The following is a 24,215-nucleotide window of genomic DNA, read 5'->3' as shown; positions in this document are numbered from 1 at the left end:
GGTAGCCCACGTTCGTCGAGGCACCGGCACAGCGTGTCACACGGCGCGGCCCCGCGCGCCCGAACGGCGCAACCTCAGGGCCGGACGTCGACGACCCGCGCGGCCGGCGGCAGCTCGGCGACGTCGGCCGCGACCGCCGACACCGGGTCGGCGGGCAGCTGGGCCACCTGCTCGCGGCACCACACCGACACCGTCCGGCTGCCGTCGAGGACCGACTCGCGGAACGACGACCACGGCTCCCACCGCGCGTCCTCGACCTCGTCCGGGTCGGGGGACACGGCGGGGGAGGTGTCGCCGGGGACGGCCTCGGAGACGAGGCCGACGAACACCGGGCACATCTCGTTCTCCACGACGCCGTCCTGCTCGGCGCGGTAGCGGAAGCGCGGCAGCACCAGGCGGAGGTCGCCGACCGTGGTCCCGAGCTCCTGCTCGACGCGGCGACGCACGGCGTCCGCCAGGGGCTCGCCGGGCGCCGGGTGTCCGCAGCAGCTGTTGGTCCACACGCCCGGGAAGGTGCGCTTGTGCAGTGCCCGCCGGGTCACCAGCACGTTGCCGGCGTCGTCGAAGAGGTAGCAGGAGAAGGCCAGGTGCAGCGGGGTGTCGGCGTGGTGGACGCCGGCCTTGTCGGCGGTGCCGACGGCCCGGCCGTCCTCGTCGAGCAGCACCACCAGCTCGGGCGTCACGGTGCCGGTCGTGCCGGTGCTGTCGGTGGTGGTGTCGGTCGTGCTGTCGGACGTGGTCATGCGGGCCTCCCCACGGGTCGGGCGAGCTGGTTGACGGCGGTGTCGAAGAGCCACGGCAGCCGGGACGCGGCCGGGACGAGGCGCCTGCGGACGGTGGCGTGGGCGGTGGCCCGCAGGAGGGCGTGCGTGAGCAGCTCGTGCCGCAGGCCCAGCCGACCGGCCAGCCGGTCGTAGTGCTCGGTGCGGCCCTCGGCGATGCAGGCGACGGCGACGCGCGCCTGGGCGAGGCCGAGGGCGATGCCCTCGCCGGTGAGCGCGTCGACGTAGCCCCCGGCGTCGCCGACGAGCAGCACCCGCCCGGCCGACCGCGAGCGGGCGCGCTGTCGCAGGGGGCCGGCGCCCATCACCCGCGTGCGCGGGCCGGTGAGGCGTTGCTGGAGCAGCGGGAAGTCGTCGAGGAGCTCCTCGAAGCGCGACCCGGCCGCTCCCAGGACGGCCACGCCGACGAGGTCGTCGTCGACGGGGGTCACGTAGGCCTCGGCGCGCGGCGACCAGTGCACCTCGACGTAGGACGACCACGGCGCCTGCTGCACGTGGCAGCGCAGCCCGAAGCGGCGCCGCCCGGAGACGGGCGCGTCGAGGCCGACGAGGCGCCGCACGGGGGAGTGCAGGCCGTCCGCGGCGAGGAGGTGGCGGGCCGGCTCGCCGTCGACGAGCAAATGGTCGCCGGCGTCGTCGACACGGGCGACGGGGCGGGGGTCCACGACGATCCCGGCGGCGGCGACCCGCGCGGCCAGGGCATCGTGGAGCACGGTGCGGCGGACCCCGCGTCCCGGCCCACGGGCGAACCTCGCGGTCGCCCCGGGGCCGCCGGCGTTCGCGTCGAGGTAGCGGATCCCGCTGAGCTCGCGGCCGTGCGGGTGCACCTCGAGGACGGCCAGCTCGGCGACGGCGCCGGGCATCAGTCCCTCGCCGCACGCCTTGTCGATGGGACCGGTCCGGGGCTCGCGCACCACGACCGAGAGCCCGGCGCGGTGGGCGTGCAGCGCGGCCGCGAGGCCTACCGGCCCACCACCGGCCACCACCACGTCATGCACCGGCGGCCTCCGTCCGGGGCTCCGGGGCCGCGTCGGATCGCGGCAGGGTGGCCAGTGCCGCGTCCTCGACGCGGATGCGTACGACGAGCAGGGCGGCGTTCAGGACGGTAAAGACCAGCGCGGTGATCCAGGCCGCGTGCACCAGCGGCAGCGCGATCCCCTCGACCACGACGGCCACGTAGTTGGGGTGGCGCAGGAACCGGTAGGGACCCGAGGTGACGGGCGGCATCCCCGGCACGACGATCACGCGGGTGTTCCACCGCGGGCCCAGGGTGGCGATGCACCACCAGCGGAGGGCCTGCGACGCGACGACGAGCGCGAGCATCGACCACGCCAGGGCGGCCGGGACCTGCGGCTGCCGGATCCACGCCTCGGCGAGCGCGCCGACGAGCAGGCCGGTGTGCAGCACGACCATGAACGGGAAGTGCCCCAGCCCGTGCTCGACACCGCCGCGCTCGCGGCTCCACCGGGCGTTGCGGGTCGAGACGACGAGCTCGGCGACCCGCTCGAGGCCGACGAGCGCCACCAGGACGGTGAACGCGACGAGCCCGGTCACGACGCGGCCCTCAGCAGCACGAGCTCGGAGCAGAAGCCCGGGCCCATCGCCATCAGGACGCCGTGGCTGCCGGGGGCGGGGGGACGCTCACGCAGGGTGTCCTCCAGGACGTGCAGGACCGACACCGAGGAGAGGTTGCCCACCCGGGCCAGCGACTCCCACGTCAGCCGGACCGCGTCCCTCGGCACCTCGAGTGCCTGCTCGAGCGCCTCGATCACCTTGGGACCGCCGGGATGGCAGACCCACCAGCCGATGTCCGCGCGCGTGAGGCCGTGGTCGGCGAGGAAGGCGTCGACGTCCCCACGCACGAAGCGGCCCACCAGGGTGGGCACCTCGGCGTCGAGCACGATGCGCAGGCCGTTGCCGGTGACGTCGAAGCCCATGGTGCGCTCGCTGTCGGGGTAGAGGCGGCTGCGCGAGTCGAGGACCTCGACGGGATCCGGCCGGCCGGACGGGCCCGACGACCCGACCGCGACGACGGCCGCGGCCCCGTCGCCGAAGAGACCGCTCGCCACGAGGTTCGGCACCGACGCGTCGTCGCGCTGCACGGTCAGCGAGCACAGCTCCACGGCGATGAGCACCGCGGTGTGGTCGGGGTGCCCCAGGAGGTAGTCGTGGACGCGCGCGATGCCGGCGGCGCCGGCGACGCAGCCGAGCCCGACGAGCGGCATCCGGCGCACGTCCTCCCGCAGGCCGACCTGGGCGGCGATGCGGGCGTCGAGCGAGGGCACGGCGAGCCCCGTGACCGTCGCGGTGACGACGAGGCCGACGTCGGAGGGCGTGAGGTCGGCGGCCTTGAGGGCGTCGACGAGCGCGCGCGAGCCCAGCTCGACGGCGTGCTCGATGAACAGGTCGTTGGCGTGGCCGAAGTCGCCGAGCCCGGCGTACTGGTCGAGCGGCAGGACGGTGTGGCGTCGCTCGACCCCGGCATTGGCGTGGAAGCGGCGCAGCAACGACCGGTCGAGGCTGCGCTCGGAGATGAACGCGCCGAAGGCCTCGGTGATCTCGGCCTGCGGGTGCGAGTGGGACGGCAGTGCGCCTCGTACGGAGAGGATCCTCATGTCAGCCACCTCGGGGTGTGGGGGTCGAAGGCAGGTCGGGTCGGGCGGGTCGGTCCGGGCGGGCGAGGCTGCGCAGCAGGCCGCCCGCCAGCCGGGCGTCGATGCGGCCGTCGCCGAGGCCGAGCTCGACGAGCGCGTCGAAGGCGTGGCGGTCGCGGGTGGCGGCGCGGATGCCCGCGTCGACGATGCGGGGCGACTGCGCGAGCCGCGAGGCCGCCCACGTGTGGCGCAGGTGCGTCCCGAGCAGGGCGCGGACGGTGTGCCGGTGGCGGGCGCCGGCCTCCGCGGGCCGACCCGCCCGGACCGCCCGCGCCGCGGTGCGTCCGGCGGCGATCCCGGTGGCGACGGCGTAGTAGATCCCCTCACCGGTCATCGGGTTGACGAGTCCGGCGGCGTCGCCGACGAGCAGGACCGGGCCGTCGGGCTGGTCCCACCGCCAGGTGCTCAGGGGCAGGTGGTGGCCGCGCCAGTCGTCACCGGTGCTGGCGGCGCCGGGGACCAGCTCCTCCAGCTGGTCGAGGAGCAGCCTGCGGCTCGGTGCACCGCCGTGGCGCTCGCCGGGCAGCAGCTCGCCGTAGCCGACGTTGGCCAGGCCGTCGCCGCGGTCGAAGGCCCAGGCGTAGGACGGCTGGCGCCGGTTGCCGTAGCGGATGACCTGCCTCCCCGCCATCTCGGGCGTGGTCGGTGCGTAGCCGCGGATTGCGATGGCGCGCGGCTCGCGGCGCTTGCCCAGCAGCGCCGTCCGGACGAAGGAGTGGGCGCCGTCGGCGCCGACGACCACGTCGGCGGACAGCTCGCCGGACACCACGGGGGTGCCCGTGCGGCTGAGCGACGTGGCGCGGTGGGTGCGCAGCACCGCTCCGGCGGACACCGCCCGCTCGACGAGCCGGGCGTCGAGCACCTGCCGCGGCACGACGTGCACCTCGCGACGCATGGGGCCCGCGACCGACACGTCGCCATGGGCCAGCTCGAGGTCGCGCAGCGGCGCCCACCCGTCGACGACGTCGGCGGCTCCGACCGGTGCGAGGGCGTCGAGGACGTGGGGGGCGATGCCGTCGCCGCAGGACTTGTCGCGCGGGAACTCGCTGCGGTCGAGGAGCAGGACGCGCAGGCCCGGGTCCTCGGCCAGCGCGCCGAGCGCGGTCGCGGACCCGGCGGGGCCGGCACCGACGACGACGAGGTCCCAGTGCTCGGTGGCGCTGCCGCGGCTCATCGGGCCACCACCAGCAGCAGGGCGTCGGTCAGGGCGATGGCGACCGCCGCGACGAAGGGCCGGCGTCCGGTGCCGACGACCACCACGCCCGCCAGCGCGAGCACGACGACCGCGACGGCCACCGTGGCGGCCACCGGCGGCCCCGCCCCGACGAGGACCACTGTGGTCGCCGCGACCAGGACGACGGCGGCGACCGGGGCGATGCGTCGCTCCCCGAGGCGGTGGGGGAGACCGCGCACGCCGGTGGCGGCGTCGTCCGCGAGGTCGGGCAGCACGTTGAGGAGGTGGGCCGCGACGCCGAGCAGCGCGGCGCCGACCGGCCACCACCACGGCGGTGCCTCGCCGTCGGCGAGGGTGACCACCGCCGTGAGCCCGCCGAACGACACGGCGTAGGGCACCCAGGACCAGACCGTCGCCTTCAGCCAGACGTTGTAGGCCCACGCCGACGCGACGCATGCCAGGTGCACGAGACCGGCGGCGGGTCCGAGGGCGAGCGACAGGACGACGCATGCGACGACGGCGACGCCGCACGCCACCCGGACGACGGCGACCGGGCCGTCGTCCGCGGCGAGCGGCTTGTCACCCCGCCCGGCCGCGCGGTCGCGGGAGCGGTCGACGAGGTCGTTGCTCCACCCGATCGAGAGCTGGCCGGCGAGGACGGCGGCCACGAGCACCGCGGTCGTCGTCGCGGGCAGGCCCTGCGCGACCGACAGGAGCGCGGCCAGGACGGTGACCGCGAGGGCCGGCCCCGCGTGGGCGGCGCCCACGAGCGCGCGGGCGTGCGAGGGGGAGGACGAGCGGCCGGCGGCCACGCCGGTCACGGGGCGGGTGCTCATGTCGCCCCTCCCGACGCCCGGGGCTCGCGGGTCAGGCGGACCACCAGCTGCGAGACGGCGATGCCGAGGATGGCGACGAGCCAGCCTGCGAGCACGTCGACCACGTAGTGCTCGCCGGTGTAGACGAGGGTCAGCGCCATGGCCAGGGCGTACGCCGCCAGCAGGGCGCGCGAGACCACCGACACCGACGGCCACAGGAACAGCGCCGCCAGCAGCGCGGCGCCGGCGTGCAGCGACGGCATCGCGGCCACCGGGTTGCTGCCCGACTGCCCGAGCTGCACGAGCCGGCCGACCGCGTCGAGACCGAGGTGCTCCCAGCCGAGGTGGGAGATGCGCTCGAGCGTGCCGATGTCGCCGCGCCGGGCGGCGAGCCAGGGCGGCGCGGCCGGGTAGGCGAGGTAGCCGGCGATGCCGAGAAAGGACATCGCGAGCACCGCGGTGAGCCACTGGCCGAAGCGGTCGCGCAGCCGGAACCACACGACCGCGGTGATGAGCGGGATGGTCACGAAGTGGGTGACGTAGACGAGCGCCGCCACGACGTCGTACCAGTGAGCCGAGCCGTCCACGAGGCGGGCCTGCAGCCACACGCTGGGGACCGTGCCGAGCAGCGTCTCGTCGGCGCGCGCCGGGCCGAGCACGTGCAGGCTCGCGCCGAGCCGGTTGGTGTCGGCGCCGTTGCCCACCCCGAGGGGCGCGGTGACCCACTGCGCCACCCAGTAGGCCACCAGGATCGCGCTCAGCGGCGACCACGCGATCAGCAGCTGGGCGATCGGCCCGTGCCGGGACTCCTGCGGGGCCGCGACCTCGCCCTGCGGCGCCGCCGAGGCGGCACCGACGCGGGACCGGGAGGTCGCGGGGGTGGTCATGTCGTGCTCCGCCGGCGTGCGAGTCGCGCGAGCAGGGCCTGGGTCCGGAAGCGGTTGTAGCGCTGGACGGCGATGAACGGCAGGTTGACCAGCACGCCGTAGGCGGCGAGCAGGAACGCCGCCAGGGGCGGGTTCCAGAGGACGAAGAGCGGGCTGCACCACAGCGCCCACCAGTGCCCCAGCTCGGCGCGTCGGGTCTCGCGCACGAACAGCTCGAGGCCGTCGGCGTCGAGCGCCGGCAGCTCGCGCTTGCTGACGCCGCCCTCGAACAGCGCGCCCGCCTCGGGGAGCCGGTCCTTCCAGCGGTGGATGTGCAGCCGTCGGCGGTACCACCGGCCGCGGTCCTCGAAGGCCCGCTCCCGCAGCCCCCAGCCGTCGCGGGACAGCCGCTCGTCACCGAGCCGGTGCGCGGCATAGCCGGTGGCGGCGTGGAAGACGCCCCACGCGACGACGTCGACCACGATGGTGGCCGTCTGGGGCATGACGAGTCGGAGCATCAGACCACCTCCTCCCCGGACGGGCCGCGCGCGAGGGACACGTCGCGGCCGCGCCACGGCACCGAGCGGCGGACGACGGTCAGGGCGAGCGAGCGCGCGAAGACGAGGTCGAAGGCCAGCAGGGGCACCGGGAACAGCGACCACGCCCACCACCGGAACGAGCCGGCGCGGCGGAGCAGCCAGCGCAGCTGCAGGGCCACGGCGACGTAGGCCGCCGCCCACAGGAGCGGGCTGCCGGCCACGAGGGACCCGCCCCGTCCGGTCAGCGCGACGAGGAGGGACAGGACCGCCCCGACGGCGACGGCGTGGTGGGCGCTGATCCAGGCGACGGTGGCGGCGGTCGCCGACGGCGCCGCGTCCGCTGCCCCGGAGGCGATGTTCTTCGTCCAGCCGGCCACGAGCTGGCCCAGCCCGCCGGGATAGCTGCGCATGCGCACCGCGTCGCCCCCGACCGCGCACCACACGGGCAGCCCCGCCCGCTGGTAGGCGGCGGCGAGGGCGGCGTCGTCGAGGATGTCGGCGCGGACGGCCTCGTGCCCACCGGCGTGGCGGTAGTCCTCGCGGGAGGACAACAGGCACGGTCCGAACGCCATCGGCGCGTGGGCGGCGTCGTCCCGGCCGCGACGGGTGAAGGCAGCGCTGGCCATCAGTGCGACGACGTTGAAGTAGGCCGACAGCTGCTCGTAGGGGCGTACGACGTCGTGGTGCGGCTGCACCGACACGAGCCCGCCGTGCCGGGCGTGCGCTGCGAGCAGGCCCGCGAGCGCACCCGGCCGGAGGACCGTGTCGGCGTCGAGGAGGAGCAGCAGGTCGCCGGTGGTCGCCGCGGCGCCGGTGTGGCAGGCCCACGCCTTGCCGGTCCAGCCCGGTGGCGGCGTGCCGGCCGGCACGACCCGGGCGCCCCCGTCGCGGGCCACGGCGGCGGTCGCGTCGCGCGACGCGTCGTCGACGACGACGACCTCGCGGACGGGCGGCACCTGCTCGGCCACCGACCGCAGCAGCGCCGGCAGTGCCATCTCCTCGTCACGCGCGGGGACCACCACCGACACCGACGGACTCGTGCCGCTCGCGACACCGACACGCGGGAGGGTGCGGAGGTCGGCCACCAGCCGCTGCGCCCACACCGCGGCTCCGAGGAGGAGCGCGGCGAGCACGAGGTCGACGAGGAGCGCGGCCGTCACGGAGTGCCCGTCCGTCGGACGACGAGCGGCATGCCACCGCGGGGGTGGACGGCGACCTTCGCCTCCGCGACGGGTCGCCTCCAGCCGCCCGGCCCGCCGGGCACCTCGACGCGGTGCTCGCGCAGCAGCTCGGCGAGGACGACGACCATCTCCCCGAGCGCGAACTCCCGGCCGATGCACAGCCGCGGTCCCTGGCCGAAGGGCAGGTAGCCGGTGCGGGTGGTGCCGTCGAGGAAGCGATCCGGACGGAAGGCCTCGGGCTCGGTCCAGAGGTCGGGGCGTCGGTGGACCAGCCAGGGGCTGATGATCGCGAGCGTGCCGGCCGGGACGCGACGCCCGCCGAGCTCGTCGTCGCGGTGCGAGCGCCGGGAGATGGCCCAGGCCGGCGGGTAGAGGCGCAGCGCCTCGTCGACCACGGCACGGGTCCAGGGCAGCCGGTCGCGGTGGCCCACGAGCGGCACGGGCCCGGGGTGGGCGTCGAGCTCGGAGCGCACGCGGTCCTGCGCCTCGGGGTGCTCGGCCAGGAGCATCAGGGTCCACGCGAGCGCGGCGGCCACCGTCTCGTGGCCGGCGATGACCATCGTGACGAGCTCGTCGCGGATCTCGCCGTCCGCCATCCCGCTGTCGAGGAGCAGCCCGAGCAGGTCGTCGCCGTGGTGGGTCGTGCCGCCCGTGCGGGCGTTGCGGGCCCGCCGCTCCGCGATGATCGCGGCGGCGCCGGCGTCGAGGCGGCGACGGGCGGATCGGAGGCGGAGGTTGGTCCGGGTGGGGGTCCACTCGGCGCGGGGGAGGACCGAGCGCCCGAGGCGCACCACCAGGTCGGCGGCCTCGCTCGTGGCCGCCAGCAGGTCGTGGGCGTGGTCGGACAGGTCGGTGCTGAACAGCGCGCGACCCACGGCGTCGAGGCCGATCGTGTGGGTCAGCGCGGCGACGTCGACGACCGCCCCGGCGGCGATCGCGCGGGCGTGCGGTCCGCCCAGCCGGGCGTCGACGGCGGTGCGGGCGGCCGCACGCACCTCGAGGCCCACCGCCTCGAGGCGCTGGTGGTGGAAGGCCGGCGCGGCGAGCCGCCGGTGGTCGATCCAGCTCGGCTCGGCCGAGGCGAGGAGGCCGGGTCCGGTGACCCGCGCCAGGGCGGCGTACTGGACGGTGTCCTTGCCCCAGCTGCGCGCCGAGGTCTGGAGCACGTGCTTGACGTCGGCGGGGTCGTTGAGCAGCAGGGCCGGCGCCCCGGGCACCGGGAAGGAGACGGTGTCGCCGTAGTGCCGCGACACCTCGCCGAGGAAGGTGAGCGGGTCGGCGCGCACCGAGCGGAAGGCCCGGGCCATGTCCCACGACGTCGGTCCCGGCACGCCGACGTCGGTCGGCTGCATCGACTGCAGTCGGGTGGCGACGCTCATCCGCGCACCTGCTCGGCGGACCCGTCGCGCCGACGGCCCAGCCACGTCCAGGCGATGCAGCTGCCGAGTACCAGACCGAAGCCGAACCCGAGGTCCTCCACGGGTGCGTAGAACAGGCGACCGTCGCCCAGGACCGTGACCTGCCCGCTGCCGATGATGGCGTCGCCGGAGTAGCTCACGATCTCGCGACCGGTCAGCCAGCCGTTGGTGAGGAGCTGGAAGAACACGATGATCGCGTAGGCGGCCCACCAGTCCCGGGTCGAGGTGAGGCGGGTGCGGGCGACCCACCGGTCCAGCACCACGGCCAGCGGCACGCAGAGGACGGCGATGGTGGTGTAGGTCATGGCGAGGTCACCTCGCCATCCTCCCGGGTGCGCGGTGACCAGGGTCGTACGCCGCGACGGGCGGCGCGCACGCCCTCCAGGGTCAGCACCGACACCACCGGGATGACGACGAAGAAGGCGATCTCCTCCAGCGGAAGCCCGGCGACGCGCCACGGGAGGGTCTGGTCGGCGTCGAACCACCAGTGCCCGACGTGCGTGGCCCAGAGGTCCCACAGCAGGAACGGCGTCCCGGCAAGCGCAACGGTGAGCAGCAGCCGCCCCGGCTGCTTGAGCACCCGCAGCCGGAAGGCCGGCACCAGCGGCAGCGTGCCTGCGAGGCAGAACGCCAGCATGGCGACGTAGGCCCAGTGGGAGGGGCTCATGGGGCGCTCATGCCTGCACCGGCAGGCTGGACCGGTCGCCCGAGAGCCGCTTGAGCACGAGCTCGGCACTGATCAGGCACATCGGCAGGCCGACGCCGGGGACGGTGCTCGCACCGGCGTAGAGCAGGCCGTCGACCTTGGCGGACACGTTGCCCGGACGCAGGAACGCGCTCTGGCGCAGGGTGTGCTCGAGCCCGAGGGCGCCTCCCCGCCACGCGTGGTAGCGGGTGGCGAAGTCCTCCGGGCCGACCGTGTGGCGCACCCGGATCCGCTCGCGCAGGTCGGGCACGTCGGCCCAGGAGGCGATCTGGTCGATGGCCGCGTCGGCCGTGCGCTCGACGGTCTCGGACCCGGCGCCGTCGTCGCCGCCGCTGCCGATGGACGTGTCGGCGGGCACCGGCACGAGCACGAAGAGGTTCTCGCACCCCTCCGGGGCGACGGAGGGGTCGGTCTCGGAGGGCTTGCAGACGTAGATCGAGGCGGGATCGGGCACCCGTGCATCCTTGCCGAAGATGTCGCCGAAGTTCTGCCCCCAGTCGCGGGTGAAGAACAGCGAGTGGTGCGGCAGCTCCGGCAGCCGTCCCTCGACGCCGAGCATGGCGAGCACCGCGCCAGGACCGGGGGAGCGGTCGCGCCACGCCGGCTCGGGGTGGGTCTGGAGCGCGGTGGGCAGCAGCGCCGTCTCGAGGTGGTGGAGGTCGGCGGCGCCGACGACGACGTCGGCCTCGACGGTGCGCGGACCGGCCGGGGAGCCGTGCTCGACGCCGGTGACGACGGGCCGTCCGCCGGACGTCTCGGCGGTGAGGATGCGGGTCACGGCCGCGCCGGTGTGCAGACGCGCGCCGTGCTTCTCCGCGAGGTCGGCGATGACCCGGATCAGCTGGGTGAACCCGCCCTGCGGGTAGAGCACGCGGTCGCCGAGGTCGAGCCGGCTCATCAGGTGGTACATGCTCGGCGTCCGGCTGGGGGAGGAGCCCAGGAAGACGGCGGGGTAGCCGAGCACCTGGCGCAGCCGGTTGTCGGTGAACGAGCCGGCGACGTGGCTCTCCAGCGACCGCGTCAGGAGCCGGCCGAGGGCCGGGGTCCGGCGTACGACGTCGGGGTGCACGAAGGCCGACGGGGAGTCGAAGCTCGTGTAGAGGAAGCGACGCAGGGCCATGTCGTAGGTGTCCTCCGCCGAGCGGAGGTAGGCGTCGAAGCGCTCGCCGGCCCCCGGCTCGAGGGACTCGAACAGCGCGCGGTTGTGGTCCCGGTCGGGACGCAGGTCGACCGGCTCCGCGTGCCCCTCGAAGAAGACCCGGTAGCTCGGGTCGAGCACCTCGAGGTCGAGCTCGGCGTCGGCCGTGGTGCCGAGCAGCTCGAAGAAGTGCTCGAAGACCTCCGGCATCAGGTACCACGAGGCCCCGGTGTCGAAGCGGAAGCCGTCGCGCTCGACGCTGCCGACGCGACCGCCGAGGTCGTCGTTCTTCTCCAGGAGGTCGACGGAGTGGCCGCGCGAGGCGAGGAGTGCCGCGGTGGCGAGGCCCGCGATGCCGCCGCCGACGACGACCACGCGTCGCGGGGTGCCGTCGCCGGTCCGGCGGGGCGTGGGGGTGAACCGGCTGAGTCGCTCGGGCAGACGCAGGGTCACGGACGTCCTCCGCGCAGCGAGCTCGCGGCCAGGCGCAGCTTGACCGGCGTCGGCACGCGGACGCGGGTGTGCCGGATCTCGTCGGGCGTCGCGGCACGCAGCCGCTGGGCCAGCTCGGCGAAGGTGGCGTGGGCGGCCCGGACCGCGCGCCGGCTGCTCGGGGGCAGCTCCGGCACGACCGCCGCGGCCGCCCGCAGGTCGGCATCGACGTCGTCGAGGATCCGGTCGCGGTCGGCCTCGCAGAACGTCTCGACGTCCAGTCCGGGGAAGTAGTCGCGGCGCAGGAGGTCGTGGTCGTCGGACAGGTCGCGGACGAAGTTCAGCTTCTGGAACGCCGCGCCGAGGCTGCGTGCGCCCGGCGTGAGGCGCTCGTAGTGCGCGTCAGGGTCGGGCGGGGCGTCGGGCGCGGCGAGGAAGGCGCGCAGGCACATCAGCCCGACGACCTCGGCCGAGCCGTAGACGTAGCGCTCGAAGCTCTCCTGCGTGTGCGACCGCGTGTCGAGGTCGGTGCGCATCGAGGTGAAGAACGGGGTCACGATCGCGGGCTCGATCCCGACGGCGATGGCCGTGCGGGCGAAGGCGTGCACGACCAGGTTGCCGCTGTAGCCGGTGCGCATCGCGTGGGCCACGTCGCCCTCGAGCCAGTCGAGCATCGTGGCGCGCGCGGACCGGTCGAGCGTCGGGTCGGGGTTGTCGACGATCTCGTCGGCGACCCGCACGAGGGCGTACACGTTGCGCACCTGGGTGCGCACCGGCTCGCCGAGGAGGCGCGAGGCCAGGCCGAACGAGCTGGAGTACTCGCGGATCACCACCGCGGAGCTGGCCTCGGACACCGTGTCGTAGAGGCTGCGGGGCGCGCTGCGGCCCACGAAGAGCGTCATGCCGCGACCTCCTTGCCGTCGGCCAGCACGGCCGGTCGGACGGCGACGCCGTCGACGAGGTCGACCGGGATGCCGAGGCCGTCGAGCGCCGTGCGCGCCTGCGCGAGGTGCTGCTGGGCGAGGTCCTCGACGAAGCGCCGCGACCCGGAGGCCACGAGCAGGGCGCGGGCCTCGTCGAGCTCGTCGTCGCCGAGGTCGCGGCCGAGGTAGCCGCGGAGCTGCGCCCACGCGGACGTCGTGCGCGCGTGCACCAGGAGCGGCGTCTGCTTGCGGGTGCGCAGGTCGCAGGTGGCGCTCTTGCCGGAGCGCGCCGGGTCGCCGAAGACGCCGATCAGGTCGTCGGCGAGCTGGAAGGCGATGCCCATGGCCCGGCCCACGTCGCCGAGCCGCGCGGTCGTCGCGGCGTCGGCGCCGGCCAGCACCGCGCCCGCCTGCAGCGGGAGGGTGAACGAGTAGGCGCTGGTCTTCTGCGCCTCCATCTCGAGGCTCTGCGCGAGGGTGGCGGGGGCGAGGTCGAGGGAGTGGCGTACGTCGGCGAGCTCGCCGGCGGCGGTGCGGTGCAGCGCGGCGTCGAACAGGTCGAGCAGTCGCTCGGTGACCGGTGCCGGTGCGCCGCAGGTCGCGACGGCGCGGATCGCGGCGCTCAGCGCGAGGTCGCCGGCCAGGATCGCGGCGGTCAGCCCGTAGCCGGCGGCGACGTCCGGGGTGGCGCCGTCGACGCCGGCCAGCGCGCGGAACGTGCCGCTGACGTTGGGGCGCCCGCGGCGCACGTGGTCGTCGTCGATGACGTCGTCGTGGATGACGAACGCGGTGTGCAGCAGCTCCACCGCCGCACCCACCTCGGCGGCCGCGCCGGGCGAGTCCCCGCCGAGGGCGTCGTGGGTGGCGACCAGCAGCGCGGGACGGAACCGCTTGCCGCCCTCGGTGGCGGCGGCGAGCGCCTCCCACAGCAGTGCGTGGTGGGCGTCGACCGCGGCCGCACGGCGGCGCCCCTCGTCGAGGATCCGTGCCAGCGCCTCGTCCGTGGCGGTGCCGATCATCTGTGCCTCCCGCAGCTCGACCGTTCCTTGATGACCAAACCTATGCAACACTTCCAACAAAATCTAGGCACGATGCGGAGGGGTGGACAAGGTTTGGGCAACGCCACTCTCACCATCGGGGATCTCGCCCACAGGACCGGAGTACCCATTTCCACGCTGCGCAGCTGGGAAAGGCGTTACGGGTTTCCCGAGCCGCGCCGTCAGCCCGGGGGTCACCGCCGCTACAGCGAGGCCGACGTCGAGTCCGTGCTCGAGGTGCTGGCGCGCCGCCGGGGCGGACTGTCCCTGGCGGCGGCCGTCCAGCGGGCCGACGTGCCCCAGGCCCGGTCGGGGTCGGTCTTCGCCGACCTCCGACGCCTGCACCCCCTCCTCCGGCCGCAGGTGCTCTCGCGGCGCACGCTCGTGTCGATGAGCCACGCCATCGAGGACGAGTGCGCCGCCCGGGCCGCCGACCCCGTCCTGTTCGGCGGGTTCCAGCGGCAACGGTTCCTCAGTGCCTCCTACGACCGCTGGCGTGAGCTCGCCCGCACGGCCCAGTGCACGGTCGTCTTCGTCGACGTCGCCGACCCCGCCCCGGCACGCCGGGGCGTCCCGGTGGAGGTCGCGATCCCGCCGGACTCGCCGCTCAACCGCGAGTGGCTGGTCGTGTGCGACGCCGCCGACCTGCCGGCGTGCCTGGTGGCGGTCGAGCGCCCGGGCGGGCACACCGGACCGATGGCGCGGACGTTCGAGGCCGTCTGGTCGGTCGACCCCCAGGTCGTGCGTGACGCGTCGCGCATCGCCGCCGCCCTGGCCGACGAGCTGCGACCCGGGTGGCGCGAGGTCGTGGACCTGCCTCCCCAGCCCGACCCGCCGGGGGCCTCGGAGGACCTCTACCGGGCGACGCTGCTCTTCGACCGGATGGTCGCCTACATCGACGCCGCCCGATGAGGGGTCGTACGGGGTGCTGCGGCGTGCCGCACCCCGAGCAGGGCGAGGGCAGGCTCGCCGGTCCCTAGGGTGGGCGCATGGCGATCCGGGCGGTGGTCCTCGACATCGGGGGAGTCCTCGAGGTCATCGACGACGACGTCTTCCCCGCACCCGCCGAGCGCCGGCTCGGACTCGCGCCGGGCACGATCGCCGGCGGCCTCGCCGGCCTGCCGGGCGACGCCGTGGTGGGCGAGGTGACCGAGGCCGACGTGCGTGCGGAGTGGCAGCGCGCGCTGTCGCTGGACGACCGGCAGGTCGACGCGCTGCTGGACGACTTCTGGCGGTGGTACGTCGGCACGCTGGACCGCGAGCTGTTCGACTGGTTCGCCGCCCAGCGGCCGGCGCGGCTCACCGCGATCCTCTCCAACTCCGGCCCCGGTGCCCGGGAGCGGGAGCGGTGCCACGGCTTCGAGGAGGTGACCGACGACATCGTCTACAGCCACGAGGTGGGGCTCGCCAAGCCCGACCCGGCGGCGTACGAGCTCGTCACCCGCCGGCTCGGCGTGGCGGCCGGGGAGGTCCTGTTCCTCGACGACGTCGAGGCCAACGTCGAGGCCGCGCGGGCGCTGGGGTGGCACGCCGTCCTGCACCGCGACACCGCGACCTCGATCACCGAGATGGAGCACCTCATCGCGGCGGCGGCTCGCGTCTGATCCGGCCCGGACGGGGTACCGGCGGGCATGCCGACCCACGACCGACCGCCGCGCGTGGTCCTCGTCACCGGTGCCTCCAGCGGCATCGGCGAGGCCGCCGCCCACCGCGTCGCACGACGCGGCGACCACCTCGTCCTGCTCGCCCGCGGCCGCGACGCCCTCGACCGGGTGGCCCGCGACTGCGACGCCCTCGGGGCCGCCTCGACGACGGCCCTGACGGCCGACGTGAGCAAGGACGACGAGGTCGCGGCCGCCGTCGCCACGACCGTCGAGCGCCACGGCTGGATCGACACGGTGGTCGGCAGCGCGGGCGTGGTCGCCTACGGCCGCGTGGAGGACGTGCCGGCCGAGGTGTTCGACCAGGTGGTGGCCACGAACCTGCTCGGCACCGTCAACCTGGCGCGCCACGTGCTGCCGGTCCTGCGGACCCAGGGGTCGGGCAGCCTGGTGGTCGTCGGCTCGGTCATCGGGCACATCGTGGTCCCCGACATGGCGGCGTACGTCGTCAGCAAGTGGGGCGTCCGCGCCCTGGTGCGACAGCTCCGGGTCGACAACCGCGACCGCCCCGGCGTCCGGATCGGGTACGTCGCCCCCGGCGGCGTCGACACGCCCATCTACCGGCAGGCGGCGACGTACGGCGACGCAGCGGGGCGCCCGCCGTTCCCGGTCACCAGCCCCGAGCGCATCGCCCGGCGCGCGCTCGACGTGGCCGACGGGCGGCGCAGCGGCGGTCAGGTCGGTCTCGCCAACGACGTGATCCGGTTCGGCTTCACCGCCCTGCCGTGGGCCTACGACCGCCTGGTCGGTCCGCTGTTCGCCGTCGCCGCGCAGGACCAGACGGCGGAGGTGAGCCCCAGCCCGGGCAACGTGCTGCGCCCGCGTGGCGAGCTCAACGGCCTCCGGGGCGGCCACGGCAACGCCCTGCTCGCGATCGGCGCCAACGTCGTCGAGCTGGCCCGCCGGCGCGTGCAGGGCTGATCCCGCGGCGGGGCGGACAAACCGGGGTGAGCCGCGGCGTGCGCGGCCGATAGCATCGCCGGGGACATCCGTCCCACCCCTCACCCTCCTGAAGGAGCCCTCGTGTCCGACATCCAGGTCGTCCGCATCCACGCCGATCAGCGTGCGGAGACCGCGGTCACGACGGGCACCAAGGCCTGGGAGCTGTTCCGCGACGACGCCGACGTGGTCGCCGCGCGCGTCGGCGGCGAGCTGAAGGACCTCTCCTACGAGCTCGCCGACGGCGACGAGGTCGAAGGGGTGGCGATCGACAGCCCCGACGGCCGCGACATCCTGCGCCACTCGACCGCCCACGTGATGGCGCAGGCGGTGCAGCAGATCTGGCCCGAGGCGAAGCTCGGCATCGGCCCGCCGGTCGAGAACGGCTTCTACTACGACTTCGACGTCGAGACCCCGTTCGTGCCCGACGACCTGGTCAAGATCGAGTCCGCGATGCGCAAGATCATCAAGGAGAACCAGCGCTTCGAGCGGCGGGTCACCACCGATGCCGACGCGCTGACCGAGCTCAAGGACGAGCCCTACAAGATCGAGCTGATCGGGCTCAAGGGCGGCGCCGGTGCCTCCGACACCGAGGGCGCCTCCGTCGAGGTCGGGGCCGGCGAGCTGACCATCTACGACAACATCGGCCGCAACGGCGAGGCCAAGTGGTCCGACCTCTGCCGGGGCCCGCACCTGCCGACCACCAAGCGGATCCCCGCCTTCAAGCTCATGCGGAGCGCGGCGGCGTACTGGCGCGGCGACGAGAAGAACAAGCAGCTGCAGCGCATCTACGGCACCGCGTGGGAGACCAAGGAGGCGCTCGAGGAGCACCTCCACCGCATCGAGGAGGCCGAGCGACGCGACCACCGCAAGCTCGGCCGGGAGCTCGACCTGTTCTCCTTCCCCGACGAGATCGGGTCGGGGATGGCGGTCTTCCACCCCAAGGGTGGCGTGATCAAGCGCGAGATGGAGGACTACGTCCGCCGCCGGCACCTCGAGGAGGGCTTCGACTACGTCGGCACCCCCCACATCAGCAAGGACGGGCTGTTCCACACCTCCGGGCACCTGCCCTACTACGCGGACACCATGTTCCCGCCGATGGAGATGGAGCACGCCGAGTACCGCCTCAAGGCGATGAACTGCCCGATGCACAACCTCATCTACCGCTCGAGGCAGCGCTCCTACCGCGAGCTGCCGCTGCGGCTGTTCGAGTTCGGGTCGGTCTACCGCTACGAGAAGTCCGGCGTCGTGCACGGACTCACCCGCGTGCGCGCGATGACCCAGGACGACTCGCACTCCTACGTCACCCCGGAGCAGGCGCCGGCCGAGGTCGAGCACCTGCTCACCTTCGTCACCGGCCTGCTGCGCGACTTCGGCCTCGACGACTACTACTTCGAGCTGTCGACCCGCGACGACTCCAAGCCCGACAAGTTCATCGGCTCCGACGACCAGTGGGAGACCGCGACCTCGGTGCTCGAGACCGCCGCGCGCAAGTTCGGCGTCGACCTCGTGCCCGACCCGGGCGGCGCCGCGTTCTACGGCCCGAAGATCTCCGTCCAGGCCAAGGACGCCATCGGCCGCACCTGGCAGATGTCGACCATCCAGTACGACTTCAACCAGCCGGCCGTCGACCGCTTCAACCTGGAGTACGTCGCCGCCGACGGCACCCGCCAGCAGCCGGTGATGATCCACTCCGCCAAGTTCGGCTCCATCGAGCGGTTCACCGGCGTGCTCGTCGAGCACTACGCCGGCGCGTTCCCGCCCTGGCTCGCGCCCGTCCAGGTCCAGGGCATCCCGATCGCCGAGCGGCACAACGACTACCTGTTCGACATCGCGAGGCAGATGAAGGCGCAGGGGCTGCGGGTCGAGGTCGACGACTCCGACGACCGGATGCAGAAGAAGATCCGCAACGCCCAGCTCGCCAAGGTGCCCTTCATGATGATCGCCGGTGACAACGACGTGGAGGCGGGCGCCGTGTCGTTCCGCTACCGCGACGGCCGCCAGGACAACGGCGTGCCGCTGGCCGAGGCCATCGAGCGGGTGGCCGCGGCGGTGGCCTCGCGCGAGCAGGTCTGACGCGGACGCACCCGTGCCCGACGACGAGGGGAGCCGGCGGGGTCCGGACGGCCGATGGATCCAGCACCGGCACGACTCGTACGACGCCGCGCTGGCCGACGCGCGCACGATGACCGATCGTCGTGTGCTCGTCGTCCGGCTGCCCGAGGAGAGGAACTGGCACTGATGGACACGGACGCACGTCGCCCGATCGTCGACCTCACCGAGGAGCAGGCCCGTCGGGCGCTCCCGCTCAAGTGGGGGGTGCCCGAGGGCGTCCTCCCGGCGTGGGTCGCGGAGATGGACTACGCCGTCGACCCGGTCGTGATGGACGCGGTGCAGGGGGCGCTCGCCGAGGGGATCACCGGCTACCCGCTGGAGCGGGACCCGCGGCTGGGGGAGGCGTACGCAGGCTGGGCAGCGCGCCACTTCGGCTGGGCCCCGGACCCCGAGGCGGTGCGCGAGGTGGTCGACGTGACCGCCGGGGTGCGGGTCGCGATCGACGTGCTCAGCGGCCCCGGCGGCGTGGTCTTCCCGACGCCGGGCTACAACGCCCAGCACGGCCTGGCCCAGGTCACCGGCCGTGCCGAGCACCTGCTCGAGGTCCCCACGTCGGCGGAGCGTTGCGAGATCGACCTGGATGCGCTCGAACGCCTCTTCGCCGAGGGCGCGCAGACGTTGTTGCTCACCCAGCCGCACAACCCGTGGGGCCGCGTCTTCACCCGAGCTGAGCTCGAGGGGATCCGCGACGTCGTCGTGCGCCACGGCGCGAGGGTCGTCAGCGACGAGATCCACGCGCCGCTCGTGCTGCCCGGGGCCGAGCACGTCTCCTACCTCTCGATCGAAGGCACGCACGACCACGCGGTCGCCGTGGTCGCGGCGTCGAAGGCGTTCAACACCGCCGGCCTGCGCTGCGCCCAGCTCGTCGTGCCCTCCGCCGCCGACCGGGCCCGCCTCGACGCCCAGCCGATGTCGCGCAACGACTCGTGGTCGCCCCTCGGCGTGGTCGCGGCGCGATCGGCGTACGACCTCGGCGACCCGTGGCTCGCCTCGCTCGTCGAGCGGCTCGACGAGCAACGCACGCTGCTCGCCTCGCTGCTGGCCGAGCACCTGCCCGAGGTCCGGATGCGGCCCCTCGAGGCCACCTACCTCGCCTGGCTCGACGCCTCCGCCTACGGCCACGACGACGCCGCGGCCGTCGCGCTCGAGCGCGGTCGCGTCCAGGTCAGCCCGGGGGACTCCTACGCCCCCGGCACCACCGGACACGTGCGCCTCAACATCGCCACCTCGCCCGCCCGGCTCACCGAGATCGTCGAGCGGCTGGCCAAGGCCTGGCGCTAGGAGCCCGGCTCGCGCGCCGTGCCGGCCGGCTCGACGGGTCGACTCATGCGGAGGGTGGTGCCGCTCGGCTCGTCGCTGTCGGCGGCCACGTAGGGGACCTCGCCGCGCTCGACGAACCCACGTGCGCGGTAGAAGGGGATGGCCAGCGCATTGCCCTTGGTGACCGACACCCACTGCTCGGCGGCACCGGCGTCGCCCTGCTGACCGGTGAGGTGGTCGAGAAGGGCGGTGCCGATCCCGTGCCCACGCAGCTCCGTGTCGACGTAGAGCACGAGCACGTTGCCGACGTGCCCGTCGCCCACACCGCCGCCGGCTGCGCCGAGGACCTCTCCGTGCGCCGACACGGCGACGACGTACCCCTGCCAGGACGGATCGTGGGGACGGGGCGCGATCTCGCGCCGGATGCGCTCCACGTCGTAGTAGTGCGCGGCTTGCCGCTGGACGACGTCCGGGGGGAGGAGGCCCCGCGAGGAGAGGACGAAGCCCGCGCGGCACACCCGCGCGATCGCGACCTCGTCCCCGGGACGGGCTGGACGGACGTCGAAGGAGAGGTCCTCGCGTCGGGTCACGGCAGGCGAGCCTACGGTGCGCCCGCCCACGGGAGGCGCGGCGCGTCGCTCACCACTCGTGGCTGCCGGGCCGGGTGTCGTTCGGTCGGGCGAAGGCACCGGCGGGGGAGGGTGTCCCCATGAGCGAGGAGTTCTACTCGGACGCCGGGCTGTACGACCGGTTGTTCCCCGGGGACGCGCAGGCCGTCGACTTCTACCGGGCCGAGGCCGATCGGCGAGGCGGGCACGTCCTTGAGCTCGGGTCCGGGACGGGGCAGAAGCTGGTCCCGATCGCGTCCGACGGCCACCCGTGCACGGGCCTCGAGCTGTCGCCGGCCATGCTCGCCGGGGCCCGGCGCAGGGCGGACGTGCGGGGCGTCGCGGTGGAGTGGGTGCAGGGGGACATGCGTGCGTTCGACCTGGGCCGGACGTTCGACCTCGTCATCATCGCCGCCAACTCGCTGCTGCACCTCCACGAGGCCGCCGACCTGGTGGGCTGCTTCCGGTCGGTGCGCCGCCACCTGGCGCCCGGCGCGCGGCTGGTCCTCGACGTGTTCAACCCGAGCGTGCACATGCTCGCCCAGGCAGACGGTGTGCGACGCAGGCGCGACGCGTTGTCGTTCGTCGATCCCGACCGTGGCGTCGTGCACGTCGACGTCGCGGAGACGTACGACGCGGCCGCCCAGGTGACCCGCGGGACGTGGTACCTCTCCTCCGAGGCCGACGCCGACATGATCGTCGCGCCGCTCGAGATCAGGAGCATCTTCCCCCAGGAGCTGCCGCTGCTGCTCACGCTCGGCGGCCTCCGGGTCGCCGAGCGCTTCGGGGACTGGTCGCGTACGCCGTTCAGCTCGGACGCGGCGCTGCAGGTCTGCGTCTGCGAGGCGGGCTGACGCCCGGACAACGCGCCTCCGCCGTGGCACGACCGGCCCGGAGCGAAGGGACCAGGGGTGTTGACGAGAGCGATGGCCGCCCTGCGACGGCGGCGGAACCGACGCAGACGCGGACGGGGCCGGTCGCTGCTCCTCTCGCGCGGTCCGGGACCCGACCCGCGGATCCCCCAGCAGTCCCTCGACCCGAACGCCGGGTTCCTCGGGGAGCAGATGGGCTCGGGCGGGGACGCCTGACGAGCAGCGTGCTTCCCCCGCCGCGTGGGAGGACAACCCCCCGGCCGCGGCGGACACTGGCACTGATGCCGGCCCGCTCGGGGTGCGGCCACCGCGCTCGAAGGAGACCTGGTGTGACGACGAAGAGCGACTTCTCCGAGGAGGAGTGGACCCGGATCCTGCGGGCACCCTTCGTGGCCGGGCTGGCGATCTCCCTGGCCGACCCGGGCGGTCCGATCGAGGCCGCGAAGGAGACGATGGCGACGATGCGGTCGGCCACCAGCCCGCCGAGCCGCGAGCAGCTCCTGGCCGACGTGGCGCTCGACGTCCAGGGCATGGTGCAGGAGCACCGGCACCCGCTCAAGGGCTACAAGCCCACGGGGCCCGCCGTGGGGGACGAGGTGGTCGGCGAGCTCCGCGAGGTGGTGGGCATCGTGGCGGCCAAGGCGTCGGCGGAGGAGACGTCGGCGTACGGCGCCTGGCTGCTCGCGAGCGCCGAGGCCGCGGCCGCGGCGGCCAAGGAGGGCGGCTTCATGGGCTTCCACGCGGAGCAGGTCAGCGCCGGCGAGCAGGCGATGCTGGACCGGGTCCGCGAGGCCGTCACCGCACCCGCTTGACGTACCTCCGGCAGGGGGAGACGAAGGACTGCCCGCCGGCGCTGACCTCGTATGGGAGGTCGCCGCGGTCGACCCAGCCGTGCCGCTCGTAGAACCGCCGGGCGCGCGCGTTGCCCACCACGACCGCCAGCCACGCCGTGGAGTGGCCGGCGGCTCCCACCCGCCGCTCGGCCTCGGCCAGCAGCTCGCTCGCCAGCCCGCTCCCACGCGCCGACCGCGCGACGAACACCTGCTCCACCTCGTCGTCCACGACCATCACGAACCCCTGCAGCGACCCGTCGTCGGCGACCGCGACCGCCGTGTCCGCGACCCGCGGCGGCGTGCGCTCGTGGAAGGCGGTCAGGGTGCGCGCGGCGGTCAGGCCGTCGGGCACGTGACCGGCGTGCCCGTCGTGCCAGCCCTCGTGCCAGAGGTCGGCCACCGCGGCCATGTCGGCGTCCTCGGCCGGTCGGATCGACGTCATGCGGTCACCCTAGGATCGCTGTCATGAGTGACGACGCGCTGGAGCGGATCTGGACGCCCCACCGGATGGCCTACGTCCGCACGGCGGTCGAGGACGAGGGCTGCCCGTTCTGCGCGATCCCCTCGCACCCCGACGAGGAGACGCTGGTCGTGGCGCGCGGCGAGTCGACCTACGTCGTGCTCAACCTGCACCCCTACAATCCCGGCCACCTGATGGTGCTGCCCTACCGCCACGTCGCCGACCTCACCGACCTCACCGCCGAGGAGGCGGCCGAGCTGATGGCGATGACGCAGCAGGCCCTGCGGACCGTGCGCGCGGTGAGCCGTCCGCACTCGTTCAACGTCGGGCTCAACCTCGGCCGGTCCGCCGGGGGCTCGCTGTCGGAGCACCTCCACCAGCACGTCGTGCCGCGGTGGACCGGTGACGCCAACTTCATCACCGTCATCGGCGGCACCAAGACCCTGCCGCAGCTGCTCGAGGACACGCGCGACCTGCTGGCCGACGCGTGGGGGTCGACTCAGAGCACCCGGTAGGGGTGCTCGGCGGCCCGCCCCTGGAACGCCAGGATCGCCGGGTTGCGGATCCGTCCGTCACGGATCTCGGTCGCCCGGGTGATGGTCTCGTCGGCGTCCCACGCCCGGGGACCGGCGAGGACGGCGTCCACGAAGGGGAGCAGGGCCTCGCTGTTCTCCCACGTGGCCGAGTTCCAGAGGTAGGACGGGCTGTGGTCCACGGCGTAGTAGTGGACGCGGCCCCCGACGGTGAACATCGGGTCGTCGAAGGTCGTCGGCACGGCCCACGAGAACCCCATGCCCTCGTCGCACGAGACGTCGACGATCAGGCTGCCCGTGCGGAAGCCCGCCAGGTCCTCGGTCCGCAGGTAGGTCAGCGGCGCGGCGGTGTCCTGGAGGGTGCAGTTCACGACGATGTCGTGCTTCGCCAGGTACGGCGCCAGCGGCACGCGGCCTTCGTCGGTGATCACCTGGCTCGCGCCGGGGTCGTCGGGGTCGTGGTCGAACTGGCGGATCCGGACCGAGTGGATGGGCGAGCCGACGGCCGCCACGCCGCGGGTGGTCAGGACGGCGACGTCGCTGACGCCGTGGGCGTTCAGGGCGGTGACGGCACCGCGCGCCGTGGCGCCGAAGCCGATCACGACGGCGCTGAGCCGACGGCCGTAGTCGCCGGTGACGCCCACCAGCTCCATCGCCTGGAGCACCGAGCAGTAGCCGGCGAGCTCGTTGTTCTTGTGGAAGACGTGGAGGCCGACGTGCCCGTCGGCGGTCCAGTGGTTCATCGCCTCGAACGCGATCAGGGTGAGCTCCCGCTCGATCGCCAGCTCGGTGATCACCGGGTCCTGGACGCAGTGCGGCCACCCCCACAGGACCTGTCCGGCGCGCATCGCCGCGACGTCCTCGTGCTGCGGCTTGGGCAGCAGGACGACGTCGGAGTCCCGCAGGATCTCCTCGCGCGACGCGAAGCCGGCCACGTGCGGGGCCAGATCGTCGTCGCTGAGGCCGAACCGGTCGGCGTAGCCGTGCTCGAGGGTGGTCCGGGAAGCGACGTCGGGCGCCAGGCGCGACAGGTGCTCGGGGTGCAGGGGGAGCCGGTGCTCGTTCTCCTTGGCGGACGTCCCGATGACCCCGAGACCGAGGACGGTCACTTCTTCTTGGGCAGCAAGCCGTCGGCGGTGTCGTTCTTCCCCGCTGCCTTGGCGTGCTTCTCGGCCCGCTTCTCCTTGATGGACTTTCCGGACTTCTTGGACATGCCTTGCCGTGGCGACTTGTCGCTCATCGGGGCTCCTCGGTCGGAAGCCTGGATGG

At 74.2% G+C, this 24,215-nt stretch carries 28 protein-coding genes; 9 read left to right on the top strand and 19 right to left on the bottom strand.

All coding sequences use genetic code 11. The features are described 5' to 3' along the window. Window positions 1-74 precede the first annotated feature (74 nt). From idi to NYO98_RS14020, 15 genes are read right to left on the bottom strand one after another with little or no spacing between them, the layout of a single operon-like run. On the bottom strand, window positions 75-743 hold the full coding sequence (gene idi, locus NYO98_RS14090) for an isopentenyl-diphosphate Delta-isomerase (protein ID WP_268112373.1): 669 nt from the start codon (window positions 741-743) through the stop codon (window positions 75-77). Then, the gene (locus NYO98_RS14085; protein WP_268112372.1) at window positions 740-1,780 is read right to left on the bottom strand and encodes an NAD(P)/FAD-dependent oxidoreductase; all 1,041 of its coding nucleotides are present in this window, start codon (window positions 1,778-1,780) and stop codon (window positions 740-742) included. The genes idi and NYO98_RS14085 overlap by 4 nt, the downstream gene beginning before the upstream one ends. Further along, window positions 1,773-2,336: an isoprenylcysteine carboxyl methyltransferase family protein gene (locus tag NYO98_RS14080; protein WP_268112371.1), complete on the bottom strand. Its 564-nt coding sequence runs from the start codon at window positions 2,334-2,336 to the stop codon at window positions 1,773-1,775. Before NYO98_RS14080 ends, NYO98_RS14085 begins: the two co-directional genes overlap by 8 nt. Then, complete coding sequence (locus tag NYO98_RS14075) at window positions 2,333-3,397, bottom strand: type III polyketide synthase (protein ID WP_268112370.1); 1,065 nt, start codon at window positions 3,395-3,397, stop codon at window positions 2,333-2,335. Before NYO98_RS14075 ends, NYO98_RS14080 begins: the two co-directional genes overlap by 4 nt. 1 nt (window position 3,398) lies before the next feature. Then, window positions 3,399-4,610 (bottom strand): NAD(P)/FAD-dependent oxidoreductase, encoded by a 1,212-nt coding sequence (locus NYO98_RS14070; RefSeq protein WP_268112369.1) that lies wholly within the window; start codon window positions 4,608-4,610, stop codon window positions 3,399-3,401. Next, complete coding sequence (locus tag NYO98_RS14065; protein ID WP_268112368.1) at window positions 4,607-5,446, bottom strand: UbiA family prenyltransferase; 840 nt, start codon at window positions 5,444-5,446, stop codon at window positions 4,607-4,609. Before NYO98_RS14065 ends, NYO98_RS14070 begins: the two co-directional genes overlap by 4 nt. Then, window positions 5,443-6,312, bottom strand: a complete 870-nt coding sequence (locus tag NYO98_RS14060) for a phosphatase PAP2 family protein (RefSeq protein WP_268112367.1) — start codon at window positions 6,310-6,312, stop codon at window positions 5,443-5,445. The genes NYO98_RS14065 and NYO98_RS14060 overlap by 4 nt, the downstream gene beginning before the upstream one ends. Then, a complete protein-coding gene (locus NYO98_RS14055) occupies window positions 6,309-6,809 on the bottom strand; it encodes a glycosyl-4,4'-diaponeurosporenoate acyltransferase CrtO family protein (RefSeq protein WP_268112366.1) in 501 nt (166 codons plus the stop codon). The genes NYO98_RS14060 and NYO98_RS14055 overlap by 4 nt, the downstream gene beginning before the upstream one ends. Next, window positions 6,809-7,990: a glycosyltransferase family 2 protein gene (locus tag NYO98_RS14050; protein WP_268112365.1), complete on the bottom strand. Its 1,182-nt coding sequence runs from the start codon at window positions 7,988-7,990 to the stop codon at window positions 6,809-6,811. Before NYO98_RS14050 ends, NYO98_RS14055 begins: the two co-directional genes overlap by 1 nt. Further along, window positions 7,987-9,390 (bottom strand): cytochrome P450, encoded by a 1,404-nt coding sequence (locus NYO98_RS14045; protein ID WP_268112364.1) that lies wholly within the window; start codon window positions 9,388-9,390, stop codon window positions 7,987-7,989. The genes NYO98_RS14050 and NYO98_RS14045 overlap by 4 nt, the downstream gene beginning before the upstream one ends. Then, on the bottom strand, window positions 9,387-9,734 hold the full coding sequence (locus NYO98_RS14040; RefSeq protein WP_268112363.1) for a lycopene cyclase domain-containing protein: 348 nt from the start codon (window positions 9,732-9,734) through the stop codon (window positions 9,387-9,389). The genes NYO98_RS14045 and NYO98_RS14040 overlap by 4 nt, the downstream gene beginning before the upstream one ends. Further along, window positions 9,731-10,096: a lycopene cyclase domain-containing protein gene (locus tag NYO98_RS14035; RefSeq protein WP_268112362.1), complete on the bottom strand. Its 366-nt coding sequence runs from the start codon at window positions 10,094-10,096 to the stop codon at window positions 9,731-9,733. The genes NYO98_RS14040 and NYO98_RS14035 overlap by 4 nt, the downstream gene beginning before the upstream one ends. Window positions 10,097-10,103: 7 nt before the next feature. Further along, entirely contained in the window at window positions 10,104-11,726 is a 1,623-nt protein-coding gene (gene crtI, locus NYO98_RS14030) for a phytoene desaturase family protein (RefSeq protein WP_268112361.1), read from the bottom strand. After that, entirely contained in the window at window positions 11,723-12,607 is an 885-nt protein-coding gene (locus NYO98_RS14025; RefSeq protein WP_268112360.1) for a phytoene/squalene synthase family protein, read from the bottom strand. The genes crtI and NYO98_RS14025 overlap by 4 nt, the downstream gene beginning before the upstream one ends. Next, window positions 12,604-13,647: a polyprenyl synthetase family protein gene (locus tag NYO98_RS14020; RefSeq protein WP_268112359.1), complete on the bottom strand. Its 1,044-nt coding sequence runs from the start codon at window positions 13,645-13,647 to the stop codon at window positions 12,604-12,606. The genes NYO98_RS14025 and NYO98_RS14020 overlap by 4 nt, the downstream gene beginning before the upstream one ends. Window positions 13,648-13,677: 30 nt before the next feature. Between NYO98_RS14020 and NYO98_RS14010 the strand changes: the two genes are divergently transcribed. The 6 genes from NYO98_RS14010 (at window position 13,678) to NYO98_RS13985 (ending at window position 19,661) form a co-directional block, all read left to right on the top strand. Further along, entirely contained in the window at window positions 13,678-14,577 is a 900-nt protein-coding gene (locus NYO98_RS14010) for a DICT sensory domain-containing protein (protein ID WP_326494440.1), read from the top strand. 77 nt (window positions 14,578-14,654) lie between these two features. Beyond that, on the top strand, window positions 14,655-15,269 hold the full coding sequence (locus tag NYO98_RS14005; protein WP_268112358.1) for an HAD-IA family hydrolase: 615 nt from the start codon (window positions 14,655-14,657) through the stop codon (window positions 15,267-15,269). 27 nt (window positions 15,270-15,296) lie between these two features. Then, window positions 15,297-16,247: an SDR family NAD(P)-dependent oxidoreductase gene (locus NYO98_RS14000; protein ID WP_268112357.1), complete on the top strand. Its 951-nt coding sequence runs from the start codon at window positions 15,297-15,299 to the stop codon at window positions 16,245-16,247. 102 nt (window positions 16,248-16,349) lie between these two features. Next, a complete protein-coding gene (gene thrS / locus NYO98_RS13995) occupies window positions 16,350-18,341 on the top strand; it encodes a threonine--tRNA ligase (RefSeq protein ID WP_268112356.1) in 1,992 nt (663 codons plus the stop codon). A 13-nt stretch (window positions 18,342-18,354) separates the two neighbouring features. Further along, window positions 18,355-18,507 carry a hypothetical protein gene (locus NYO98_RS13990; RefSeq protein ID WP_268112355.1) on the top strand — a complete coding sequence of 51 codons (153 nt, stop codon included), beginning with the start codon at window positions 18,355-18,357 and terminating at the stop codon, window positions 18,505-18,507. Continuing rightward, entirely contained in the window at window positions 18,507-19,661 is a 1,155-nt protein-coding gene (locus NYO98_RS13985; protein ID WP_268112354.1) for a MalY/PatB family protein, read from the top strand. The genes NYO98_RS13990 and NYO98_RS13985 overlap by 1 nt, the downstream gene beginning before the upstream one ends. Here the strand turns inward: NYO98_RS13985 and NYO98_RS13980 are convergent. After that, window positions 19,658-20,230 (bottom strand): GNAT family N-acetyltransferase, encoded by a 573-nt coding sequence (locus NYO98_RS13980; RefSeq protein WP_268112353.1) that lies wholly within the window; start codon window positions 20,228-20,230, stop codon window positions 19,658-19,660. The two genes, NYO98_RS13985 and NYO98_RS13980, sit on opposite strands and share 4 nt — an antisense overlap. A gap of 119 nt (window positions 20,231-20,349) precedes the next feature. Between NYO98_RS13980 and NYO98_RS13975 the strand changes: the two genes are divergently transcribed. Further along, a complete protein-coding gene (locus NYO98_RS13975; protein ID WP_268112352.1) occupies window positions 20,350-21,102 on the top strand; it encodes a class I SAM-dependent methyltransferase in 753 nt (250 codons plus the stop codon). Window positions 21,103-21,449: 347 nt separating this feature from the next. Beyond that, entirely contained in the window at window positions 21,450-21,932 is a 483-nt protein-coding gene (locus NYO98_RS13970; RefSeq protein WP_268112351.1) for a hypothetical protein, read from the top strand. Here NYO98_RS13970 and NYO98_RS13965 read toward each other — a convergent pair. Continuing rightward, entirely contained in the window at window positions 21,916-22,395 is a 480-nt protein-coding gene (locus NYO98_RS13965) for a GNAT family N-acetyltransferase (protein WP_268112350.1), read from the bottom strand. The two genes, NYO98_RS13970 and NYO98_RS13965, sit on opposite strands and share 17 nt — an antisense overlap. 23 nt (window positions 22,396-22,418) lie before the next feature. On the opposite strand from NYO98_RS13965, the gene NYO98_RS13960 reads away from it, so the two are divergent. Then, window positions 22,419-22,928 carry an HIT family protein gene (locus NYO98_RS13960; RefSeq protein ID WP_268112349.1) on the top strand — a complete coding sequence of 170 codons (510 nt, stop codon included), beginning with the start codon at window positions 22,419-22,421 and terminating at the stop codon, window positions 22,926-22,928. Here NYO98_RS13960 and NYO98_RS13955 read toward each other — a convergent pair. Together NYO98_RS13955 and NYO98_RS13950 are read right to left on the bottom strand one after the other, a co-directional pair. Further along, window positions 22,913-24,055 carry a N(5)-(carboxyethyl)ornithine synthase gene (locus NYO98_RS13955; protein ID WP_268112348.1) on the bottom strand — a complete coding sequence of 381 codons (1,143 nt, stop codon included), beginning with the start codon at window positions 24,053-24,055 and terminating at the stop codon, window positions 22,913-22,915. The genes NYO98_RS13960 and NYO98_RS13955 overlap by 16 nt on opposite strands. Further along, window positions 24,052-24,186: a hypothetical protein gene (locus tag NYO98_RS13950; protein WP_268112347.1), complete on the bottom strand. Its 135-nt coding sequence runs from the start codon at window positions 24,184-24,186 to the stop codon at window positions 24,052-24,054. The genes NYO98_RS13955 and NYO98_RS13950 overlap by 4 nt, the downstream gene beginning before the upstream one ends. Between the last annotated feature and the right edge of the window lie 29 nt (window positions 24,187-24,215).

It is taken from the genome of Nocardioides pini (assembly GCF_026712185.1).
In the GTDB taxonomy this organism is placed as follows: Bacteria; Actinomycetota; Actinomycetes; order Propionibacteriales; family Nocardioidaceae; genus Nocardioides; species Nocardioides pini.
The sequence above is the reverse complement of the archived record's forward strand: the minus strand, read 5'-3'. Positions and strand labels throughout refer to the sequence as shown.